Origin of the sequence: Trinickia terrae (assembly GCF_005144415.1) — a bacterium.
Lineage (GTDB): Bacteria > Pseudomonadota > Gammaproteobacteria > Burkholderiales > Burkholderiaceae > Trinickia_A > Trinickia_A terrae.
Genome location: NZ_SWJE01000001.1, coordinates 125322 through 143676 on the forward strand (window position 1 = coordinate 125322; position 18355 = coordinate 143676).

The window sequence follows — 18355 nt, forward strand, 5'->3', positions numbered from 1 at the left end:
CGCAGAACTTCGGGGAAGAATTCAGCGTTGAAATCAACTTCCCGATCATCGAGAATCTGTCGATGAAAGTGATACGCACCCGACTTCCGCACGCGGCTTAGTGCTCAATAGGTACAACCTTGCCGCGGAACGAGTAATACTGATACAGGTTATAGCCAACCATAATTGGGAACGCGAAACCGATTCCGATCATCATGAACACCAATGTCGGGCCGCTGGATGCGGTCTCGGCGATGGAGAGGCGCCCCGGCACAATATCTGGAAACACACTGAGGGCAAGTCCCGCGAATGACGCGAGGAACATGACAATGGATGCCACAAAGGGTTGATAGTCATGCTTCGCTCGAAGCGAATACAGGATCGAGCAAAACGCGAGTGCCGCAATGACGCTCAACGTGACAAGCAAATGGAACACACCCGGTTGCGACCAACGGCCATCCGCCACGGGACTGGCCACCAACGTGCCGATTGACAACAAGACGGCTGCAAGAATCGTGATGATCACGGCGATGATGGCATCGTGCCGGGCACGAGTCTGCACTCTGCCGACGGTCTTTTTCACCAACCAGGTGGCGCCGAGCAACGCATATCCGGACACCACGCCTATCGCCGACGTGACAACAAAGCCGAGACTCAGCGCCCCCGGCAAGAGGCCGGTGATTACCTTACCGAGGATCACCCCCTGGCTGGTCGCTGCCAGCAGACTGCCGACGCCGAACACACGCTCCCATACCGTCTTGCTCGTCGTGGCCGCGTGACGAAACTCAATGGCCGCGCCTCGCATGATCAGACCAGCGAGCATCGCCATCACCGGTATGTAAAGCTCGGAGAGCAGCGTCGCGTAAGCACGCGGAAATGCACCGAACAGTGCGCCCGCCAATGCCACGAGCCACGTCTCGTTCGCATCCCATACGTGACCGATCGACTGGATCATCGGCTCACGATCCGAGGCCGCGGACCTGAAAAGCGTGAGAATACCGACACCGAGATCGAAGCCGTCGGTAACGACATATAGAGCGAGCATCAGCCCAATAAGCGCGAACCAAGCCTGGCTCAGCATATCCTGTGCGGAAAGCGGATTCATTTAGATACCTGCATGGGGGAATCAGGAAGAAAAGTCATCAGTATTCGATTGCCGAATGAGCGACATGGCGCTCCTGCTCGACAGGTGGCAGTAGGGCCAGGTCCGGGCCGCGTTTAAGAAGACGCCATGCGAACACACCGAACGACGTGATCAGCACCGTGTAGAAAATGGCGAACATTGCAGTGCTCGCGCTGACGGTGGAGGCCGGAATAGCTGACACGGCGTCCCGTGTACGCAGCAGGCCATAAACCACCCACGGCTGCCGCCCGACCTCGCGCACGATCCAGCCACACTCGACGGCAAGGTATGGAAGCGGAATTGCAAGCACCCAGGCGGTGAGCAGGCAGCGGCGAGAGAGCAGCTCGTCGAGCTTGTGGAGTGCCTTGCGCAACGCATATACGGTCCAAAGCGCAAGCACCAGAAACAGGAAGCCGATGCCGGCCATCACGCGAAACGCGTAATAGAGCAATGGGAGCATGGGTGGCTGGTCAGCTACCGGAGTGTCCGCTAGGCCCTTGACCTGACCGTGCAGGCTATGAGTACCAAGCAGGCTCAGTAATCCAGGGATTTCAACCGACCAATCGTTATCCTGCTTGGCTTGATCCGGCCATGCAAGCAATGACCATGATGCCCCCGTGCCGGGCTCGTTCGTGTGCCAGTGACCTTCGATGGCCGCCCCTTTCGCGGGCTGCGTTTCGAATACGTCCACACCACTTGAATCACCAAGCCAGATCTGCACCGGAGCAACGAATGCCAGCAGCACAAGCGCAAGTTTGAACGAACGCACAAAGAACTCGGGGTGACGGCGGCGCAGCATGTACCACGCAGAAATGCCGGCGACAACAACAAGCCCCGTCTCGATTGCGGCGAACCACATGTGGGACACGGCCCAGACCATATCGGCGTTGAAAATGGCCTTCACGTAGTCAAAGACAACTAATTTGCCGTCGACAAGCGCGACACCTGCTGGAGTCTGCATCCACGAATTGGCGACCATGATCCAGAAGGCGGAGAGCGTGGAGCCTAGGGCAACCATTCCAGTTGCAAACAAGTGCACGCCCTTTGGCACACGTCCCCACCCGAACATCATGATGCCGACAAATCCAGCTTCGAGCATGAAGGCCATTGCCCCCTCGAAGCCAAGAATGTTGCCAAAAAATTCGCCCGCATAAATCGAAAAAGGTCCCCAGTTAGTCCCGAACTGGAATTCCATCGGGATTCCACTCACGACACCGACTGCGAAGTTCAGCAGCAGGAGCCTGCTCCAGAAGCGCAGATGCTGGTACCAAACGACCTCGCGAGTTCGAATCCATAGGATCTCAACCACGAACAGAAATGCAGAAAGGCTGATTGTGAGTATCGGCCAAAGAATGTGAAACACTGCTGTCATCGCGAACTGGCCGCGTGCTGCTTGTAGGGCATCTAAGAACATATCTTTCCCTGATGAAATAGGCGCAGGTCCACGACCGACAGTGCATGGCCGGAAGGAACCAACACTGAACTTACGAGCGCAATGTCTTCTCTGACTTCGTCGTCGTCACGGCTGGACCAAGAGGATGGCATCGCCAAAAGGAGGTGGGTATATATGCCGCTCGCTGCAGGCGGGCCGATCGCGTTCCTTGCTGCCTTGGGGTTGCGGAAAGTCGGCCTGCCGATGTCACATTCCGTCATAAAGGATCCGAGCAGGTCAGGCGCATAGGCTTAGGTAAAAAACACCGACTCAAACGTTGATGTGCCCACGCGTTAGTCCTGCAGGGGAGGGGATAACCGCCGTGGCGACGACCACCTTGTGACGAGCAGATGAACCGTACGTATGGCGAGGTATCCAATGAACAGGTTGGCGCCGACGAATACTGGCAGCGCTAGTACTTGCGCCGAGCTGACGCCTGCCTGCGCTAACTTCAGACTGCAGACCGTCGCGGCGCCAACGCCGAACGTGTAGGCCCAGTAGGCAGGGCTGAAGGGTTGCGCGCTCAGCCAGGGCCCGAGGCGTAGGCCAAGCGCTAATTGAAAAAGACCGTAGCCCCATAGCATGAGCAGCCAGTGGTCAGGGCGGCCCGGGGACAACACCAACCAAGCCATGGCGCAAACGACGGGCGGGGAGAACTGAATGCCGATCAAGGGGCGTTGAGGCGGGGGTAACGCTGTCGAATGCCATAGTCGCTGTATGATCAGCGATTCGAGGGCCAACCATGAAAACAACCCAGCCCCGAGGAATGGCCAGCCCCAGTCGGGGCAGCCTAACGAACCAAGTGCCGCCGCGCTGAGGAAGTTGCCGCCAACGGTCGGCAAGTACAAGGTCGGTACCGCATCTATCGACTTCTTCCCGCCTTGCCATAGCGTGCCTGTGTGCCATAGGCCGAAGCCCACGTGCCACGCAATGCCTCCAATGGCCAGAAACCACGCCGCGGCAATCGAATATGGAAGGACTGCCATGGCGACAAGCAAGGTAGAGACTGCCATCAATGCAGGTGTACCGCCCTGGACAGGATGCAGAAACTCAGCTCGTACCACCTCGAAGTTCCGGATTGCTTGCCATGAGTAGCCGGTGACGAGTACGACCCAGACCAGCCCGGCGATCGCCATGACAGCTTCGCCTACCGACGGCGGCAGGTGCCATAGATGTGCCGCCGAGCGCCACGCTTGCCCGAGGCCGGTGAGGCCTAGAACTATCCCAAAGTACGACGCTGGAATTGTCGCCTGTCTTATGCGCATGACATGTATCCTCGACAATGCCTCCTCCTTCCAGCGCATGCAGATCCGGGCCACCGTATGAAGTCGCTCACGAATCACCACCTAATGCTGATATTGAACTTTGGCATGATTCTTCTATGCTCCGATCCCGTCGACAAACGAGATAAAGTGTCTTCTGTTGAAAGGAAATCTTTAGCGCAACACTAACGGTGGCGCAAATACTGTGATCAGGGCGAACATGCGACGATGCAAGGTAGCTAGTCTCATTGCTTGGAGCCGTAGCAACGCGTGGCCCGATCAGATGGCCGAGTTATCTCTCCATTTCGTTGGTCCTTCGACAGATATCAGCTTGATCCTTATCATCATTGGAAGGTCAAGCGGACCGCGAAGAACTTTCAGTTGAGTCACGATATTTCCAGCACACCTATTGACATTCCGATGGTGGGAAGGCCGATATTTGCAACGTCTCATCGACCAACCCGGTAGGAGAAATCTCATGATTGCCTTTGAAGTTAATGACATGACCTGCGGCCACTGCGTCAGCACGATTACCAAGGCGCTGAAGTCTGTGGACAACCATGCGCGGTTCACCATCGACCAGACTAAGCGTCTGGTGACGATTGAATCGGCCGATGCCGATCCGAAGGTGCTTCAGGATGCCATTGCAGATGCAGGCTACACGCCCACGCGAATCGAGGAAGGGACTATCGAGGCACCTGATCGGACGAAGAGTTGCTGCGGAGATAGGCAATGAAATCGCGGGTATGTTCAGACCGTCTGGCGATCCGTGGCTCCATGCCCAATCGATAGTCAAAAGCGTCCCGCGCGATAGCTCCGGCCGGACATCGCCTCGTTCCGACGAACGAGGCACGCAGATCATTCGTAAACCTGGAAAGACGAACATGAAGAAAGCGAAATTGGTTTCGCTGCTGTTTTCCTGCGCCTTAACTGGTGCGACTTTCGCCTCCGCAGCTCGTGCGGATGGCATGCAGGACATATCCGGTATGCAGATGGGCAGCACGCTCACGAACAAGGACGCATCGACCCATGCGTATAAGGATGCCGATGCGACGATGATGCGCGAAATGGACGCACCGCCGTATACCGGCAATGCCGACCGAGATTTCGTCGCGCACATGATTCCGCACCATCAGGGCGCAATCGACATGGCTGAGGTCGAGCTGAAGTACGGTAAGGATCCGGCAATCCGCAAGCTTGCGGCGGACATCGTCAAGGCGCAGCGTGGCGAAATCGCATTCATGAAACGCTGGCAGGCTACACACGGCAGCATGTGAATTTTGTGTGAGCGTGTCTCGATTGAGGCGCGCTCTTGCGTCAAACACGTGGGTATGCTTAGCGCTTTTCAAGGTCCATCAGCTTGGAGGCAAGGAAAACTCGCAATGGTTCGTATAGGGGAAGGCGGTTAACATCGCCGGGCTTGGCGTCGGTCGTCTCGCGCGTAGGCAATATGATTATTTCGGATGACCTACGGCAACTTGCTGCACGTATTCCCAATGCGTGCCGTGGGGCTGGCGCTGTCGTGCGGCGGTAAGTGTGACCTGAGCAAAGTTTCTCTTTCAATACCGAATATCTTATCTTCCTTGTCGTCGGCTGCGAAGCCGACGACACTACCTGCAGCGCGGCGCTCGACATGTACCTATGCCGCAGATTCACGCTTGACTCGCAGAGAATGCAATCGCGAGTAGCGTTCCTTCCAGGGCTTCTCACTATGGCCGATGTCATTTGTCGGGCACCCAATGCATCCTCGCGAAATCCACGCTGATGTCCATCCAGAAAATCAATATTCATATCCTGCGCCTCGCGACCGCGCAGGCACTCGCGGGAGCCAATTCGACTGTCGTATACGCCACAGGAGCCATCATTGGCAATATGCTGTCGCCGTGCCCGGAACTGGCCACCATGCCGATCTCCGTGTTCGTCGTCGGTATGACCGTGGCGACGCTGCCGGTCGGCGCGCTGACGCGGCGTAATGGTCGGCAGGCAGCTTTCCTGTCCGGCAATCTGTGCGGCGTCATTGCGGGACTTCTTGGCGCGCTGGCGCTTGTTGTCCAGTCTTTCACGCTGTTTTGTTTTGCGATGCTCTTCGGGGGGGCATATGCCGCGGTTGTGCTCACCTTCCGCTTTGCTGCGGCTGAGTGCGTACGCCACGAAGATCGGGCACGGGCACTCTCTACAGTCATGGCGGGCGGTGTCCTCGCCGGTGTGTTCGGGCCGCAACTGGTAACAGTCACGATGAATCTCTGGTCGCCGCATGCTTATGCGGTTACCTACCTCGCCGCCGCCATCGCAGCCGCGCTTTCAGCCATCGTCCTGCTGGGAGTGAAATTCGAGCACCGCCCCCAAACCACACGCCACGCCTTTGGCCGTCCGATTTCCGAAATTCTGCAGCAGCCTCGCTTCGTCGTCGCGATGCTCTGCGGTGTCGTGAGTTACATGATGATGAACTTCATGATGACCTCGGCGCCGCTCGCTATGGAATTGTGTGGGATTTCGCGCGTGCATGCCAACTACGGCATCGAGATGCACGTCGTCGCGATGTATGCGCCGAGCTTTTTTACGGGGCGCCTGATCTCCCGCTTCGGTGCGACCACGATCACACTCACTGGATTAGCGTTGATCGCATTGGCAGCAGTCGCAGGCTTAAGCGGCTTGAGCATAAATCATTTCTGGGGTGCGCTCGTACTCCTTGGGATCGGCTGGAACTTCGGATTCCTGGGGGCATCGGCCTTGGTACTTAGCTGCCATACGCCAGAGGAGGGAGTTCGTATTCAGTCGATCAACGATTTTGTTGTTTTCGGCGCAATGGTCATCGGTTCGTTTGTATCCGGAGGCCTGTTGAGTGCATTCGGATGGTCCACAGTATCGGGCCTGCTCTTGCCGCCCGTCTTACTTGCGACCATGGGCATGCTGTGGTTGCAAGGGTCACGGCACAAGATACTCGAACAACGATGACGAGGAAGCCCGCAATGGCAGAGTTCATCGTCGAGCTATCGAAGACGAACGCGGACATCTGATTGCGTACACGGTGAACATGACTGTCTGCGCCGCCATTCGGCTTGCGGGTTTGTTACGCGTACGCGAAAGCACAACCATGAAGGGTGTTTAGGAAATACACATGAATCGAACTGCGGCTGCCCTTTTTGGAATTGTGCTTTTGTCGACTTCCGTAGCCTGTGCGGGAGATAACGGCAGTCCTCCCGTAATCAAAGCGCTCGAGTCGAGAGGGGTCACCGGCCTGCACGAATTTAAGGTCAGTGACGAACTGCGTGGTTTTGCCGGGGTCGCTGGAAGCAGTCCCATTGCAGTTTATGTAACCCGGGATGGCAATGCGATATTGGGAACCCGCGTCGATCGCAATGGAACTCCCTTGGATATCCATACCGTTGAAGACCTCGTGGCCGCCCCGATGGGCGACGCCACATGGAAGCAACTTGAGTCAGCGAAGTGGATTCGTGACGGCCGCCAGGACGCACCCCGCACGGTCTATGTAATCAGTGATCCTGATTGCCCATACTGTCATCGTTTCTGGGAAGCCTCTCGTCCCTGGGTGCGGTCGGGCAAGGTACAACTTCGTGAATTGCTAGTAGGCATCATCCGGGCCGATAGCGAAGGCAAGGCGGCGGCAATCCTGAGTTCCAAGGACCCGTCGGCTGCTCTTGAGAGGAACGAGCGGGATTTTGACAAGGGGGGTATTCCGCCAGCTAGTACCGTGTCCGATGACGCGAAACACACGCTGGAAACCAACCTCCAGCTCATGCCGGCATTGGGGTTACAGGGGACGCCGGGCTTGATCTACAAGTCTGTCGACGGAAAAGTAAAGCTCCTTGACGGCCTACCTCAAGGTGAGCAACTTCAAGCCGTGATGGGGCCGTGACGACATAGCCGTGGTCAACACGGTGTCGCTTCCTGCATCAACCATTCGCGAAATGCCACGAGTTTCGGCTGCGATGCACACTCTGCGCGGTAGACGACGTAGTAAGCCAGCTCCGCCGCCAGCTTTACCTCAGGAAATAGCGGGACAAGCCGGCCCGCTGCCACATCATCACAGGCCATAACGCTTCGTGCCAGAGCAACTCCGTGCCCATCAATGGCCGCTTGCAAGACTGCAGCGGAATTGTTGACCTGCATTCCGCGGCTGGTATCAACCTCGGGCGCGCCTGCGCGAAGCAACCAGTCCCCCCAGGAGGCGAATCCAAGGTGGGTGTCCACGGACAGATCGTGTATCAACGCCTTTCCAGCCAGGTCATGGGGGGTTGTCAGGCCGCCGGTCCGAGCGAGCCACGCTGGCGAGCACACCGGATAGATTTGCTCATCCATCAGTTTTTCGGCCACCAGGCCCACCCAGCTTCCACGACCGTATCGCACGCCCACGTCAATGCCTTGTGCGGCGAAGTCCACCAGCTTGAGATTCGTATCGAGCCGGACATCGGTTTCGGGGCATAGCGCATGAAATTTTTCGATCCGCGGTAGCAACCATTTGGCCGCGAACGCAGGACTGGCTGCAACTGTCAACACACCGCCGCGCGATGCTTCCCGCAACCGGCTTAATCCTAGAAAAAGCCGATCGAAGCCAGCCCGGATATCCGGTAGCGCCCGCTCTGCCGTTTCGGTCGGAATCAAGCGGGCACGGCCGCTTGCCCCGCGATGAAACAGTGGTGTGTCGAGCCATTCTTCCAGTGACCGGACGAGCTGCCCCACCGCTGCGGGCGTCACGTTCAGTTCTGCTGCCGCAGATGAAAAACTCTGGTGACGGGCGCTGGCTTCAAAGGCGCGAAGTGCATTGAGGAATACGGGCGCTTTCATGAGAAAGTTTTTCTTTGTCGATTGCGAAGAATATAGCATTTGCCGGCCTGATTCGCCATGGCAATAATGGCTTACGTCAGACGCAAATTTCGATGCCGGGCGACCGCTATACCCTCGGTGGGGTCACGGCGCAGTTGGCAGGAAAGAAAGATTTCCTATTAGTGCTCTGGCGTGGACTCACCCGCCGACACCTGCATGAGTGATGGTTTTCGACGAAGGAACCCAGTGTGAGTAGTGTACGAGTTGCCCCGTGGGAAGACGGCGAATTCGCCCCCTCTGAATTGCTTGCCGGCATGCAGGCTCGTCGGCCCAATGGTGAGCTGATCGGCATTGATCGTGTGCTGTTGAGGAGTGTTCCGCTCGCAACAGGTTGGAACGAGTTACTGCGCCGGGTTCGCGCAGAATTCAGCCTGGAGTTGGAATACCGTGAACTGATTATGTTGCGGGTGGCGGTGCTGAACCGCGCCGACTTTGAGTGGGGTGTCCATTACCCCGCGTACCTGCTGGCGGGCGGCACTGAGGAAAAGTGCCTCGCGCTTAAAGCGCAAAGCGTAAGCAACAATATCTTCGGCGAGAAAGAGCGTGCCTTGATCGCGCTTACCGACCAGTCCACGAAACAGGTTGACGTGGATGCCGAAGTCATCGAGGCACTGAAGCACCTCTTCGGCGAAACCAAGACAGTAGAGGCGGTCGCCACGGTCGCGGCCTACAACATGGTCTCCCGCTTTCTAGTGGCGCTGGCGATCTGAAATTCAGCGTGACCCAGGACGGCAGCAGGTTGAGGTGTTCGCGCTGGAGCCGCTATGCAAGGCAATTCAGACGCACGAGGTGCCCGATAAAGAATTGCTTTCCATCACGGATACTTTATCTCGGTTGTGACCAGATTCTTAGAGGCAGAGAATGGGTTCAACGGGTGGAGAGGGAATTTGCTATAGCTGATAAGGCTGGCTGCGCGCGATAACGGCCAGGATTATCAATGAAACAAAACTCAATTTCGAAGTCCGAATCGTTATTCGGCTGACGACGGCCAGATGGTCGGGCGTCAGGTTTAATCTCCCCTCACCACGGTGTTGAACATGGTTTATCTGCAAATCAATCTGAAAATCGACCCTGCCAACCGGACGGCTGCGGCCGGTGTCTATCAGCAATACAAGGCGCCTTTCCTCAATACGATCGCGGGTGCGAAATCGAAGGAACTGCTGGTGCGCGACGAGGACGTGCAGGTGTTACATGGCTTCGACAGTGTGCAGAACGCCAGGGCTTACCTGGAAAGTGACCTGTTCACCGCCGATGTGGTCGTTGAACTCAAACCGTTGCTGGCTGATGCGCCCGACGTGCGCATCTACGAGGTCGTGTAACACCGTTCTTTGCCGAGGCGACGAATGTCCCGGCTTCTTACCCCACTGGAGCTAATTACCATGATGCAGGATTGGAACGCTTACCGTAACGCATTGCAGGCTCGTGTCGGCGATTTTGCACAACTGAATCCCGACGTGATGAACGGCATGGCAACGATCAGCGGCGCCGCCGAGAAGGGTGGCAAGCTGGAGCCCAAGATCCACGAACTGATCGCCCTCGCAGTGGCGGTCACCACCCGATGCGACGGCTGCATCTCGGTCCATACCCAGAAAGCGGCCGAGCTGGGTGCGACGCAGGAAGAAATCGCCGAAGCACTGGGCGTCGCGATTGCGCTGAATGCCGGTGCTGCGCTGGTCTACTCGGCTCGCGTCCTCGACACCTACGCAACGTTGCCGAACAAGTAATCAGAACCGGGACTGGCCGCTGACGTCTCGCGGACGACAAGCTGGCCAGTCTCCTGTTCGACTCCGGAAAAATGGTCATGCTTGTCAATGCAGACTTCTCGCGCCGAGCGGTTGTCGCAACTCATCAGTATCAATGGACCGCCTCACCGCAGACGGGTGTTGAGCGCGTCATGCTCGACCGGCTGGGCGGCGAGCGGGCACGGGCCACAAGTATCGTGCGATACGCGCCGGGCTCGTCGTTCTCCCGCCATCAGCATCCTGGCGGCGAGGAAATTTTCGTCTTGTCGGGAACATTTTCGGATGGTGACGGACATTACCCGGCAGGGTGGTACCTGCGGAATCCCCCTGGATCGTCCCATCAACCGTTCAGCAATGATGGGACCCTCATCTTCGTCAAGCTCTGGCAGATGTCGCCCGGTGAAGTTCGCGCGGTGCGCATCGACACGCGCGAAGCCGCGGCATGGCGACGCCGACATGGTCGGGATGTCTGCCCGTTGTTCGAGGGCGATAGCGAACGAGTCGTTCTGGAACGGCTTGATCCGAATGTGCCGCTTTTTGCTGGTCAGGTCGAGAGTGCCGAACTGCTTGTGCTGGCCGGTGAACTGCGGGCTGACGGGCAGCCATACCTCCGTGGTAGCTGGATACGCCTGCCTGCAGGCCAATACCCCAATGTTGTCGCTGGTCACGCCGGTGCCGCAGTCTATTTGAAGACCGGCCACCTTATTGACGTTGCGGAGCGAGGGTATTCATGGTGACTGCCAGGATCGCGATCGTCGGAGGTGGCCTTGCTGGTCTGTATGCGGCATTCGTCCTCGAGCGGCAAGGCATCGAGGACTATGTGCTTTTGGAGGCACGCCGTACGTATGGAGGTCGCATCGAGTCCGTGTCTTCGAACGGTACCCTGGTTTCTGGGCCGGGTAGTTCGCAGAATGGCCTGGATCGCTTCGATCTTGGTCCGACGTGGTTTTGGCCCGCACATCAACCCCAACTGGATCGTCTAATCCGGGAACTCGGCCTGGAGCGTTTCGAGCAGTACGAAACAGGGCACATGGTGGTTGAGCGATCGCCGAATCAGCCCCCCGTGCAGATGCGTGGCTATGCTACGTCGCCACAGTCGATGCGCCTGATCGGCGGCATGGGTGCGCTGGTCGAAACGCTATACCGGAATCTGACATCCACACGGCTCAAAAATGATCAGCAAGTGCGACACATACGCCGCACAGGCCATGGTGTTGAACTGGATGCCGAGGATTCGCACGGACAGCTCACGTCCTATTCCGTTGAGCACGTATTGCTGGCGATTCCGCCGCGTCTTGCCGTCGCGACGATCGACTTTCAGCCCGCACTACCAGATAAGTTGGTGCGTGAATGGCGCGATGCGGCAACCTGGATGGCGCCACACGCAAAGTATCTCGCGATCTACGACACCCCATTTTGGCGCGAGCGCCAGCTTTCCGGCGAAGCCAGAAGTGCCTATGGTCCTCTCGTCGAAATCCATGACGCGTCGATGCCGGGCGCTAGTGCAGGGTTATTTGGATTCATAGGAGTGCCGGCCCTCGCACGCAGGAAAATATCGCCGATCGTGTTGCGCGCACATTGTCGCGCACAACTTGAGCGGATGTTCGGTCCGCAAGCAGCCGAACCCAGGGCCGAAGTCATCAAGGACTGGGCCGCGGATGCGCTCACCGCCACGGAAGCCGATCTGGATGGCACCAATCGCCAGCATGGGGCCGCGCCTGCGGCATCGCCTGCGTCGGGCGATTGGCGCGGGCGGGTCGTCGGCATTGCCAGCGAATGGTCCCCCAATTTTTCAGGCTACCTTGCAGGTGCCATCGAGGCGGCAGACTTCGGCGTTCAGACACTGGTTGAAGGACTGCGTAACGAGGAACTCAAGCCAAGCATCGTTGAATAGTAACGACATCGGGAATACGACTATGAAAAGTACCTATAGGGCCATGCAGGTGGCGAAGCCGGGCGCTCTTGAGCTGGTCGAGCGCAACGTACCGATCCCTGGACCGGGCGAAGTTCTGATCGACGTTGAAGCGTGCGGGATTTGTGGCGCCGATGCCGCCGATATAGAGCGAGCCGATCCTACACTGCATCCGCCACGCGTTCCGGGCCATGAAGTCATCGGCCGAATCGCCTCGATAGGCGCTGGGGCGCCCGCGATCTGGAAAGTAGGGCAGCGAGTCGGCGTTGGCCGTTTTGGCGGTCATTGCAACGAATGCGACCAATGCCGGCGCGGGCAGTTCCAGCTTTGCCGTAATCAGCCAGTGGTCGGCGCCACGTGTGATGGCGGCTACGCGGAAATGATGGTGGCGCGCTGCACCGGGCTGGTTTCCATTCCGGACGAACTGAATGCCGAGGAGGCAGCGCCGATCTTGTGCGCTGGATTGGCCACCTTCAATGCACTCAAGAAGTCGGGTGCACAGGCCGGAGATCTGGTCGCGGTGCTGGGCATTGGTGGGCTCGGGCACATGGCGCTGCAATACGCTCGCAGGATGGGTTTCAAGGTCGTTGCGGTCGGCCGTGGCCAAGACATTGAGAGGGACGCGTTGGCTCTGGGCGCGCATGTCTATATCGACACCGACCTGCATGACGCCGCCGCCAAACTCACGGATATGGGCGGTGCGCAAGCCATCTTGACGACGATCGGCAATGCGGCCACGGTGTCTACAGTGATTGGCGGCCTCGCACCGCAAGGGCGACTGATTGTGCTTGGTATCGCCAAAGATGCATTGGCGGTATCGACCCGTCAGCTTGTCAGCGGCGAGCGCAGCATCGCGGGATCGGTCACGGGCTCGCCCTATGAGAGCGAAAGGACGCTCGACTTCAGTGTGCTGAGTGGCGTGCGGCCGATGATCGAGACGATGCCTCTAGAGAACGCGTTTGCAGCCTACCAGCGAGTGAAGCGCGGTGACGTCAAATTCCGAATGGTCCTGGTGATGGGAAAGACGCATAGCGCATCATAACGACAATCTTTTCGGCCGTGATCGATCCATCGCTTTGTCCATTCGCGCCAGAAACGGTGCGGTGTCTTGAGCGTCGCTGTCGTAACCATGTGCCGGCGCACGGAATACGGCGACCCCGTCTATTTGATCCCCTTACTAGTCCTCTTGCGGAGAACCACAATGAAAAAGCTCGCTCTGGCTGTCACCCTCGCGGTTGCATCGACCGCGGCGCTGGCCGACCTGCCGTCAGCCGACGCGAACCAGCACTTCCAGGCCATTGCGTCGGGAGACGTCGCACTGCTGATGCGCGGCTACGCTGACAACGCGCAGTTCAATTGGGTCGGCGGCCCGCTGGACGGCACATACACGGGTGTCGATGCCATTCGCGGCGTCTGGGAAAAATTCACGAAGGCCCAAGGACCGATGAAGGTATCGGTAGATGGAATCGAGGAGGCTTCGAATCCGAAGGGGGCCAGCGTTACGGCCAATGTCGTGTTCGAAGGCAAGCAGCCGATCCGCGTTCGCTATGTGCTGACCTATCGCGACGCCCGGGTCGTCAGCGAAACGTGGCAGATCGATGCGAAACCGGCGAAGAGCGACTACTGAATTCGGCAGGCTGGTTTTAGCTGACGAGCTGTGGCCCAGTCAGACCGGCGAAGACGCCGTCAGCCATAACGAACGACAGCGTGCGCGAGCGGCGGTCCGGCTGCACGCAATCCGCGGCCGCAAAACCGGAAAGATAAGACTGGCTTAACCTGATCTTGCTTGGCGTCGGATGGAGCGCGGTGCTCTGGGTATCATTCGTTCCACTTGCAATGGCGATCTTAGTCTTGACCGTCTCGGCCGAGGCGCGCAGCAGAGAAATTGCGACCTGACGGACGAGGGATACTTCCATGTTTATAGTGGGAAAGGGGGGCGACCGGCCGCATTATCGCTGCTGGTCGACGGTAAGCTTTGCTTCTCCCTTCGGCGGCTTCAATCGCATTTCGCATCACGATCGACTGACACCCATCTCTCGCGCGATCGTCACAAAGCCGGCGATATATGCGATTTCCTCTTCGCCGCGGCGGATACCTAGATTGATGCTCTTGTTGATGCCGCGCTTGCCAAGCCGCACTGCGCGAATCGGCAGATCGGCCCCCTCTTCATGAACGAGCCAATCGGGTAGGACTGAGACTCCGCGTCCTGCGGCGACGAGCTGCAGCACTAGATCGGTCGCTTCCGCGGTTCTATGGTTCTTTGGTTTGCAATGAGCCGGGATAAGGAAGCGCGTATAGATGTCCAGCCTGTCTTCGGTGACGGGAACGGTGATCAGTTCTTCGCCGAGCAGGTCACGAGGTTGAGCGAATGCGCGCGCAGCCAACGGATGGGCTTCATGCACAACCAGGACAAGCTCGTAGTCGATGACAGGCGTAAAGCGGATGTCCGGTAAGTCAATGGGATCAGGTGTAACGAGCAAGTCGATTTCATGACCCTCAAGTGCCGCAACGCCGTCGAAGCGGAATGCCGTACGCACGTCGAAATTTACGTCCGGCCAGGCGGCAAGGTACCGAGGTGTAAGCCTTGAGAGCCACTTTTGGCATGGGTGGCACTCCATGCCGATGCGCAGCGCGCCGCGCCTACCTTCCGCGAAATCGACGAGCATCCGCTCGGCGTGATCGATCTGCGGCAACACACGCTGCGCCAAAGCGAGCAGATATTCCCCGGCCTGCGTAAAGCGGAGCGTACGCCCGCTCTTTGTCCAAATCTTGACGCCATGCCGCTCTTCCATCTTTCGGACCATGTGCGAAAGCGCCGACTGTGTGACGTTGAGTCGTTCCGCGGCTGCGGTGACACTACCTAGCCGATCGAATTCCAGCAGGATGGCAAGCTGTTGGCGGTCTAGCATCCATGATCTCCGTTCATTGTTCCATGAAAACATACCATTTCCGCTCATGGAAGAGCGTTGCTATTCTGACCGAAATTCAAGACCGCGTCCCGTGCGCGCCGTCATATTGAAACAAGGAAGAAATAGTGAAGGCATGCTCCGCAGAGATAAGAAACGACGCTTCGACCGCAAACTTTGCTTGCGTATTCGATCAGGTGGCCGATCGGAAGAATTCGAACTCCATGAAATGGGCGATTGCTGAAAAGCTTCTTTCAGCAGATGAATCCGCTGTGAACCCGTTGCCCATGTGGGTTGCAGATATGGATTTCCGCGCCCCCCAACCCGTGATCGACGCACTTCACGAGGCGGTGGAGCACGGCATCTTCGGCTACCCCGGTGGTGCGACCGACAGCTATGTGGATGCGGTCGTCGGCTGGCAAACCAAGCGGTTCGGCTGGGACGTCGCCAAAGAATGGGTGGTGCAGACTTCGGGCATCATCACCACACTGAAGACTACCGTCCAGGCTTTCTCCTCGCCCGGCGATACGGTGCTGATTCAGCCTCCGGTCTATGCGCACTTCCACAACGACGTTCTGATGAACGGACGTCATCTGGCCTTCGCTCCGCTCGAACGAACGGAGACGGGCTATCGCTTCAACGAACAGATGTTCGAAGCGGCGATCCGGGATAACACGAAGCTTTTCATCCTCAGCCATCCCCACAATCCGACCGGCAACGTGTGGTCCGAGGACGAGCTGCGCGCGATGGGGGAGATCTGTCTGCGGCATGGCGTGATCGTCATCTCGGACGAGATCCATCAGGACCTGATCATCAACCCTGCGAAGAAGCACATTCCGTTCGCTTCGCTTGGAGAGGCATTCGCGCAGAACAGCATTACCTGCACAGCGCCTAGCAAGACGTTCAACCTGCCTGGTCTGCAAAGCGCGAATGCGTTCGTGCCGAACCGGCATCTGCGCGAAGAACTGCTCCGGCAGTACGACAGAAATATGTTCCCGCTGGTGAACACGCTCGGCATGGTCGCCGCCGAGGCTGCCTATGCGCACGGCGAGCCGTGGCTCGAACAGATGCTGAGCTATCTGCGCGTGAACCACGCCCACTTGCGCAACGCCGTCAACGAGATGACTTCGAAGATAAAGGTGCTGCCGGCAGACTCGCTTTATCTGGCCTGGATGGATTGCCGTGGGTTGGGGATGGATGCGGAGGCACTCAACAAATTCATGCTGACCAAGGCGCGGCTTTGGCTCGACAAAGGACAGAAGTTCGGTATCGAAGGGCATGGCTATATGCGCGTCAATCTCGGCTGCCCCCGCTCCACAGTCGACGAAGCCATTAGCCGCCTCTCGGCTGCGGTGGCGGAGATCTGAGGCGTAGCTGGGGACTGCTTAATGGCAGAGCGCATGAATAGCGATGGGCGGGGAGTTTCAGTCGAATGGAAGAAACGGCCACACCCAGCGCTTAGTTTTGCGCGAGATAGGGAGACACGCGCTACGAACGAAAGGCAAAGAAATTCCGTATAAGTTAAGAATGGTAAATAATTTTAGCGAATACGGATTACACGGAGACGGATTGGTGTATGCGCCGGACTCGGGCAAGTCTGGGCGGCGCGCCTGGAGGTTGTTGGTGGGCGCGAGAAGGGTGCTCCATAGGAGGAGGCAAGGTGAGCAACGAGAATCAAATACAGGCGTACGAACGGGAAGATCTCAAAAGAGACCTGAAAAATCGCCATATCCAGATGATTGCGATCGGCGGCGCGATCGGTACCGGTCTCTTTTACGGGTCTTCGTGGGCTATCAGAACGGCCGGTCCCGCGATATTGCTGATGTATTTCATCGCAGCGATCGCGATTTACTTCGTTATGAGAGCGCTCGGCGAGATGGCTGTCGAGGAGCCCGTGTCGGGATCCTATGTCTCCTACTCGAATCGCTACATCCACCGATTCGTCGGTTTCTTGAACGGATGGAATGCGTTCATTTTTCTGCTTGCTACGAGCGCAGCCGACTTGAATGCCTTGGGAAACTACGTTCACTTCTGGTTTCCCGGGGTCCCGATCTGGGTGACGGCTTTGGCGGCCGTATCGATGATGTTTGTAATTAATATTGTCGGTGTGAAGTTTTACGGTGAAGCCGAATTCTGGTTTGCGCTCGTCAAGGTCGTAGCCATCGTGGCGATGATCCTCTTCGGCGCAGGCATGATCTTCTTCGGGTTCGGCAACCATGGAGAGCCGATCGGCTTCCATCATCTGGTCGACCATGGCGGTTTCTTTGCGAAGGGATTGAGCGGAGCAGTCTTGTCCATCGTCATGGTTGCCTTTGCATTCGGTGGAGTTGAAAACCTCGGTTTGGCGGCCGGCGAAGCGAAGGATGTCAAGGCCACGATGCCGAAGGCCGTGAACGCTACCTTTTGGCGACTGCTGATTTTCTACGTCGGTGCGATTGCGGTGCTGCTCACGATCTTCCCGTGGACATCGTTGACTACCAAGGGTAGCCCGTTCGTCGAGGTCTTCACGAGAATCGGCGTTCCGGCCGCGGCGGGAATCATGAACTTGGTTGTCGTTACGGCAGTCTTGTCGGCGGTGAACGCGAGTGTCTTCACGAACAGCCGCACTTTCTACAACCTTTCTTTGCAAAAGAACGCTCCGGCGTTCCTAAGCGTGGTCAACAGCCGCAAAGTGCCTTCGCGTGCCGTGATGCTGGTGTTCGCGGCGATGTTCGTGGGTGTGATTCTGAACTACATCATGCCGGAACGTGCTTTCGAACTGTTCTCTTCGGTGACCGTGTTCGGACTGATCTGTGCCTGGGCGTCGATCCTGATTAGCCATCTGAACTTCAGAAAGTCGAGGGTCAAGAATGGTCAAGAACGCAATATCACCTACAAGATGCCCTTCTACCCGTATAGCAACTACCTCGCGCTGGCATTTATGGCTGCCGTGATGATTTGCATCGCCGTGCTGCCGGATATGCGCATGTCTCTAGTTGTTTCGGGGGTGTGGGTCGTTGTCGTGTTCATTGCCTACAAATTCTATACGAGGAGTGAAACCGCACCTGCTGAAGTGGTCGTGAATTCGTAACGAAAGGAGTGTCGTCGGAAGGTGAGCGCTCGTGGTGCATCGATTAGATTCATGAGCGTTTTATGTGGTGTTTGTAGTACCCGC

19 protein-coding genes are annotated in these 18355 nt (G+C 57.7%); 13 read left to right on the forward strand and 6 right to left on the reverse strand.

All coding sequences use genetic code 11. From position 1 onward, the window contains the following. Positions 1–97: 97 nt before the first annotated feature. The 3 genes from FAZ69_RS00505 to tehA all read right to left on the reverse strand — a co-directional run bounded on the left by FAZ69_RS00505 (position 98) and on the right by tehA (position 3838). Positions 98–1084: a cytochrome d ubiquinol oxidase subunit II gene (locus FAZ69_RS00505; protein ID WP_136892001.1), complete on the reverse strand. Its 987-nt coding sequence runs from the start codon at positions 1082–1084 to the stop codon at positions 98–100. Between the two features lie 37 nt (positions 1085–1121). Continuing rightward, the gene (locus FAZ69_RS00510) at positions 1122–2516 is read right to left on the reverse strand and encodes a cytochrome ubiquinol oxidase subunit I (RefSeq protein ID WP_136892002.1); all 1395 of its coding nucleotides are present in this window, start codon (positions 2514–2516) and stop codon (positions 1122–1124) included. 311 nt (positions 2517–2827) lie between these two features. Continuing rightward, positions 2828–3838 (reverse strand): dicarboxylate transporter/tellurite-resistance protein TehA, encoded by a 1011-nt coding sequence (tehA, locus tag FAZ69_RS00515; RefSeq protein ID WP_169708515.1) that lies wholly within the window; start codon positions 3836–3838, stop codon positions 2828–2830. A 436-nt stretch (positions 3839–4274) separates the two neighbouring features. Between tehA and FAZ69_RS00520 the strand changes: the two genes are divergently transcribed. The 4 genes from FAZ69_RS00520 (at position 4275) to dsbG (ending at position 7673) form a co-directional block, all read left to right on the forward strand. Next, positions 4275–4532 (forward strand): heavy-metal-associated domain-containing protein, encoded by a 258-nt coding sequence (locus FAZ69_RS00520; RefSeq protein ID WP_136892003.1) that lies wholly within the window; start codon positions 4275–4277, stop codon positions 4530–4532. Between the two features lie 148 nt (positions 4533–4680). After that, positions 4681–5073 (forward strand): CopM family metallochaperone, encoded by a 393-nt coding sequence (gene copM, locus FAZ69_RS00525; protein WP_136892004.1) that lies wholly within the window; start codon positions 4681–4683, stop codon positions 5071–5073. A gap of 487 nt (positions 5074–5560) precedes the next feature. After that, entirely contained in the window at positions 5561–6751 is a 1191-nt protein-coding gene (locus tag FAZ69_RS00530; protein WP_136892473.1) for an MFS transporter, read from the forward strand. A gap of 163 nt (positions 6752–6914) precedes the next feature. Beyond that, on the forward strand, positions 6915–7673 hold the full coding sequence (dsbG, locus tag FAZ69_RS00535; protein ID WP_136892005.1) for a thiol:disulfide interchange protein DsbG: 759 nt from the start codon (positions 6915–6917) through the stop codon (positions 7671–7673). Between the two features lie 14 nt (positions 7674–7687). Here the strand turns inward: dsbG and gcvA are convergent, their stop codons facing one another. Further along, the gene (gene gcvA, locus FAZ69_RS00540; protein ID WP_136892006.1) at positions 7688–8602 is read right to left on the reverse strand and encodes a transcriptional regulator GcvA; all 915 of its coding nucleotides are present in this window, start codon (positions 8600–8602) and stop codon (positions 7688–7690) included. 227 nt (positions 8603–8829) lie between these two features. On the opposite strand from gcvA, the gene FAZ69_RS00545 reads away from it, so the two are divergent. The 7 genes from FAZ69_RS00545 to FAZ69_RS00575 all read left to right on the forward strand — a co-directional run bounded on the left by FAZ69_RS00545 (position 8830) and on the right by FAZ69_RS00575 (position 13922). Next, a complete protein-coding gene (locus FAZ69_RS00545) occupies positions 8830–9351 on the forward strand; it encodes a carboxymuconolactone decarboxylase family protein (RefSeq protein WP_136892007.1) in 522 nt (173 codons plus the stop codon). A gap of 327 nt (positions 9352–9678) precedes the next feature. Continuing rightward, positions 9679–9960 (forward strand): hypothetical protein, encoded by a 282-nt coding sequence (locus FAZ69_RS00550; RefSeq protein ID WP_136892008.1) that lies wholly within the window; start codon positions 9679–9681, stop codon positions 9958–9960. 60 nt (positions 9961–10020) lie between these two features. Continuing rightward, complete coding sequence (locus FAZ69_RS00555; protein ID WP_136892009.1) at positions 10021–10365, forward strand: carboxymuconolactone decarboxylase family protein; 345 nt, start codon at positions 10021–10023, stop codon at positions 10363–10365. 77 nt (positions 10366–10442) lie between these two features. Next, positions 10443–11120 carry a cupin domain-containing protein gene (locus tag FAZ69_RS00560; RefSeq protein WP_136892010.1) on the forward strand — a complete coding sequence of 226 codons (678 nt, stop codon included), beginning with the start codon at positions 10443–10445 and terminating at the stop codon, positions 11118–11120. Next, positions 11114–12277, forward strand: coding sequence for a flavin monoamine oxidase family protein (locus FAZ69_RS00565; RefSeq protein WP_136892011.1), 1164 nt, complete (start codon positions 11114–11116; stop codon positions 12275–12277). Before FAZ69_RS00560 ends, FAZ69_RS00565 begins: the two co-directional genes overlap by 7 nt. Positions 12278–12299: 22 nt before the next feature. Beyond that, positions 12300–13337 carry an alcohol dehydrogenase gene (locus FAZ69_RS00570; protein ID WP_136892012.1) on the forward strand — a complete coding sequence of 346 codons (1038 nt, stop codon included), beginning with the start codon at positions 12300–12302 and terminating at the stop codon, positions 13335–13337. 159 nt (positions 13338–13496) lie between these two features. Then, on the forward strand, positions 13497–13922 hold the full coding sequence (locus tag FAZ69_RS00575; protein WP_136892013.1) for a nuclear transport factor 2 family protein: 426 nt from the start codon (positions 13497–13499) through the stop codon (positions 13920–13922). A 16-nt stretch (positions 13923–13938) separates the two neighbouring features. Here the strand turns inward: FAZ69_RS00575 and FAZ69_RS00580 are convergent, their stop codons facing one another. After that, on the reverse strand, positions 13939–14211 hold the full coding sequence (locus FAZ69_RS00580; RefSeq protein ID WP_136892014.1) for a hypothetical protein: 273 nt from the start codon (positions 14209–14211) through the stop codon (positions 13939–13941). Positions 14212–14307: 96 nt separating this feature from the next. Continuing rightward, positions 14308–15204, reverse strand: a complete 897-nt coding sequence (locus tag FAZ69_RS00585; protein ID WP_136892015.1) for a LysR family transcriptional regulator — start codon at positions 15202–15204, stop codon at positions 14308–14310. A gap of 125 nt (positions 15205–15329) precedes the next feature. Between FAZ69_RS00585 and FAZ69_RS00590 the strand changes: the two genes are divergently transcribed. Next, positions 15330–16568 carry a MalY/PatB family protein gene (locus FAZ69_RS00590; protein WP_136892016.1) on the forward strand — a complete coding sequence of 413 codons (1239 nt, stop codon included), beginning with the start codon at positions 15330–15332 and terminating at the stop codon, positions 16566–16568. Positions 16569–16861: 293 nt separating this feature from the next. Then, complete coding sequence (locus tag FAZ69_RS00595) at positions 16862–18271, forward strand: amino acid permease (protein ID WP_136892017.1); 1410 nt, start codon at positions 16862–16864, stop codon at positions 18269–18271. The last annotated feature ends 84 nt before the right edge of the window (positions 18272–18355 follow it).

Coding starts and splice junctions, on each gene's coding strand:
- FAZ69_RS00585 (WP_136892015.1), bottom strand. CDS start 15,204: ATGCTAGACCGCCAACAGCTTGCCATCCTGCTGGAATTCGATCGGCTA.
- FAZ69_RS00505 (WP_136892001.1), bottom strand. CDS start 1,084: ATGAATCCGCTTTCCGCACAGGATATGCTGAGCCAGGCTTGGTTCGCG.
- FAZ69_RS00580 (WP_136892014.1), bottom strand. CDS start 14,211: ATGGAAGTATCCCTCGTCCGTCAGGTCGCAATTTCTCTGCTGCGCGCC.
- FAZ69_RS00530 (WP_136892473.1), top strand. CDS start 5,561: ATGTCCATCCAGAAAATCAATATTCATATCCTGCGCCTCGCGACCGCG.
- FAZ69_RS00510 (WP_136892002.1), bottom strand. CDS start 2,516: ATGTTCTTAGATGCCCTACAAGCAGCACGCGGCCAGTTCGCGATGACA.
- dsbG (WP_136892005.1), top strand. CDS start 6,915: ATGAATCGAACTGCGGCTGCCCTTTTTGGAATTGTGCTTTTGTCGACT.
- gcvA (WP_136892006.1), bottom strand. CDS start 8,602: ATGAAAGCGCCCGTATTCCTCAATGCACTTCGCGCCTTTGAAGCCAGC.
- FAZ69_RS00520 (WP_136892003.1), top strand. CDS start 4,275: ATGATTGCCTTTGAAGTTAATGACATGACCTGCGGCCACTGCGTCAGC.
- FAZ69_RS00565 (WP_136892011.1), top strand. CDS start 11,114: ATGGTGACTGCCAGGATCGCGATCGTCGGAGGTGGCCTTGCTGGTCTG.
- FAZ69_RS00560 (WP_136892010.1), top strand. CDS start 10,443: ATGCTTGTCAATGCAGACTTCTCGCGCCGAGCGGTTGTCGCAACTCAT.
- FAZ69_RS00575 (WP_136892013.1), top strand. CDS start 13,497: ATGAAAAAGCTCGCTCTGGCTGTCACCCTCGCGGTTGCATCGACCGCG.
- copM (WP_136892004.1), top strand. CDS start 4,681: ATGAAGAAAGCGAAATTGGTTTCGCTGCTGTTTTCCTGCGCCTTAACT.
- FAZ69_RS00555 (WP_136892009.1), top strand. CDS start 10,021: ATGATGCAGGATTGGAACGCTTACCGTAACGCATTGCAGGCTCGTGTC.
- FAZ69_RS00570 (WP_136892012.1), top strand. CDS start 12,300: ATGAAAAGTACCTATAGGGCCATGCAGGTGGCGAAGCCGGGCGCTCTT.
- tehA (WP_169708515.1), bottom strand. CDS start 3,838: ATGCGCTGGAAGGAGGAGGCATTGTCGAGGATACATGTCATGCGCATA.
- FAZ69_RS00550 (WP_136892008.1), top strand. CDS start 9,679: ATGGTTTATCTGCAAATCAATCTGAAAATCGACCCTGCCAACCGGACG.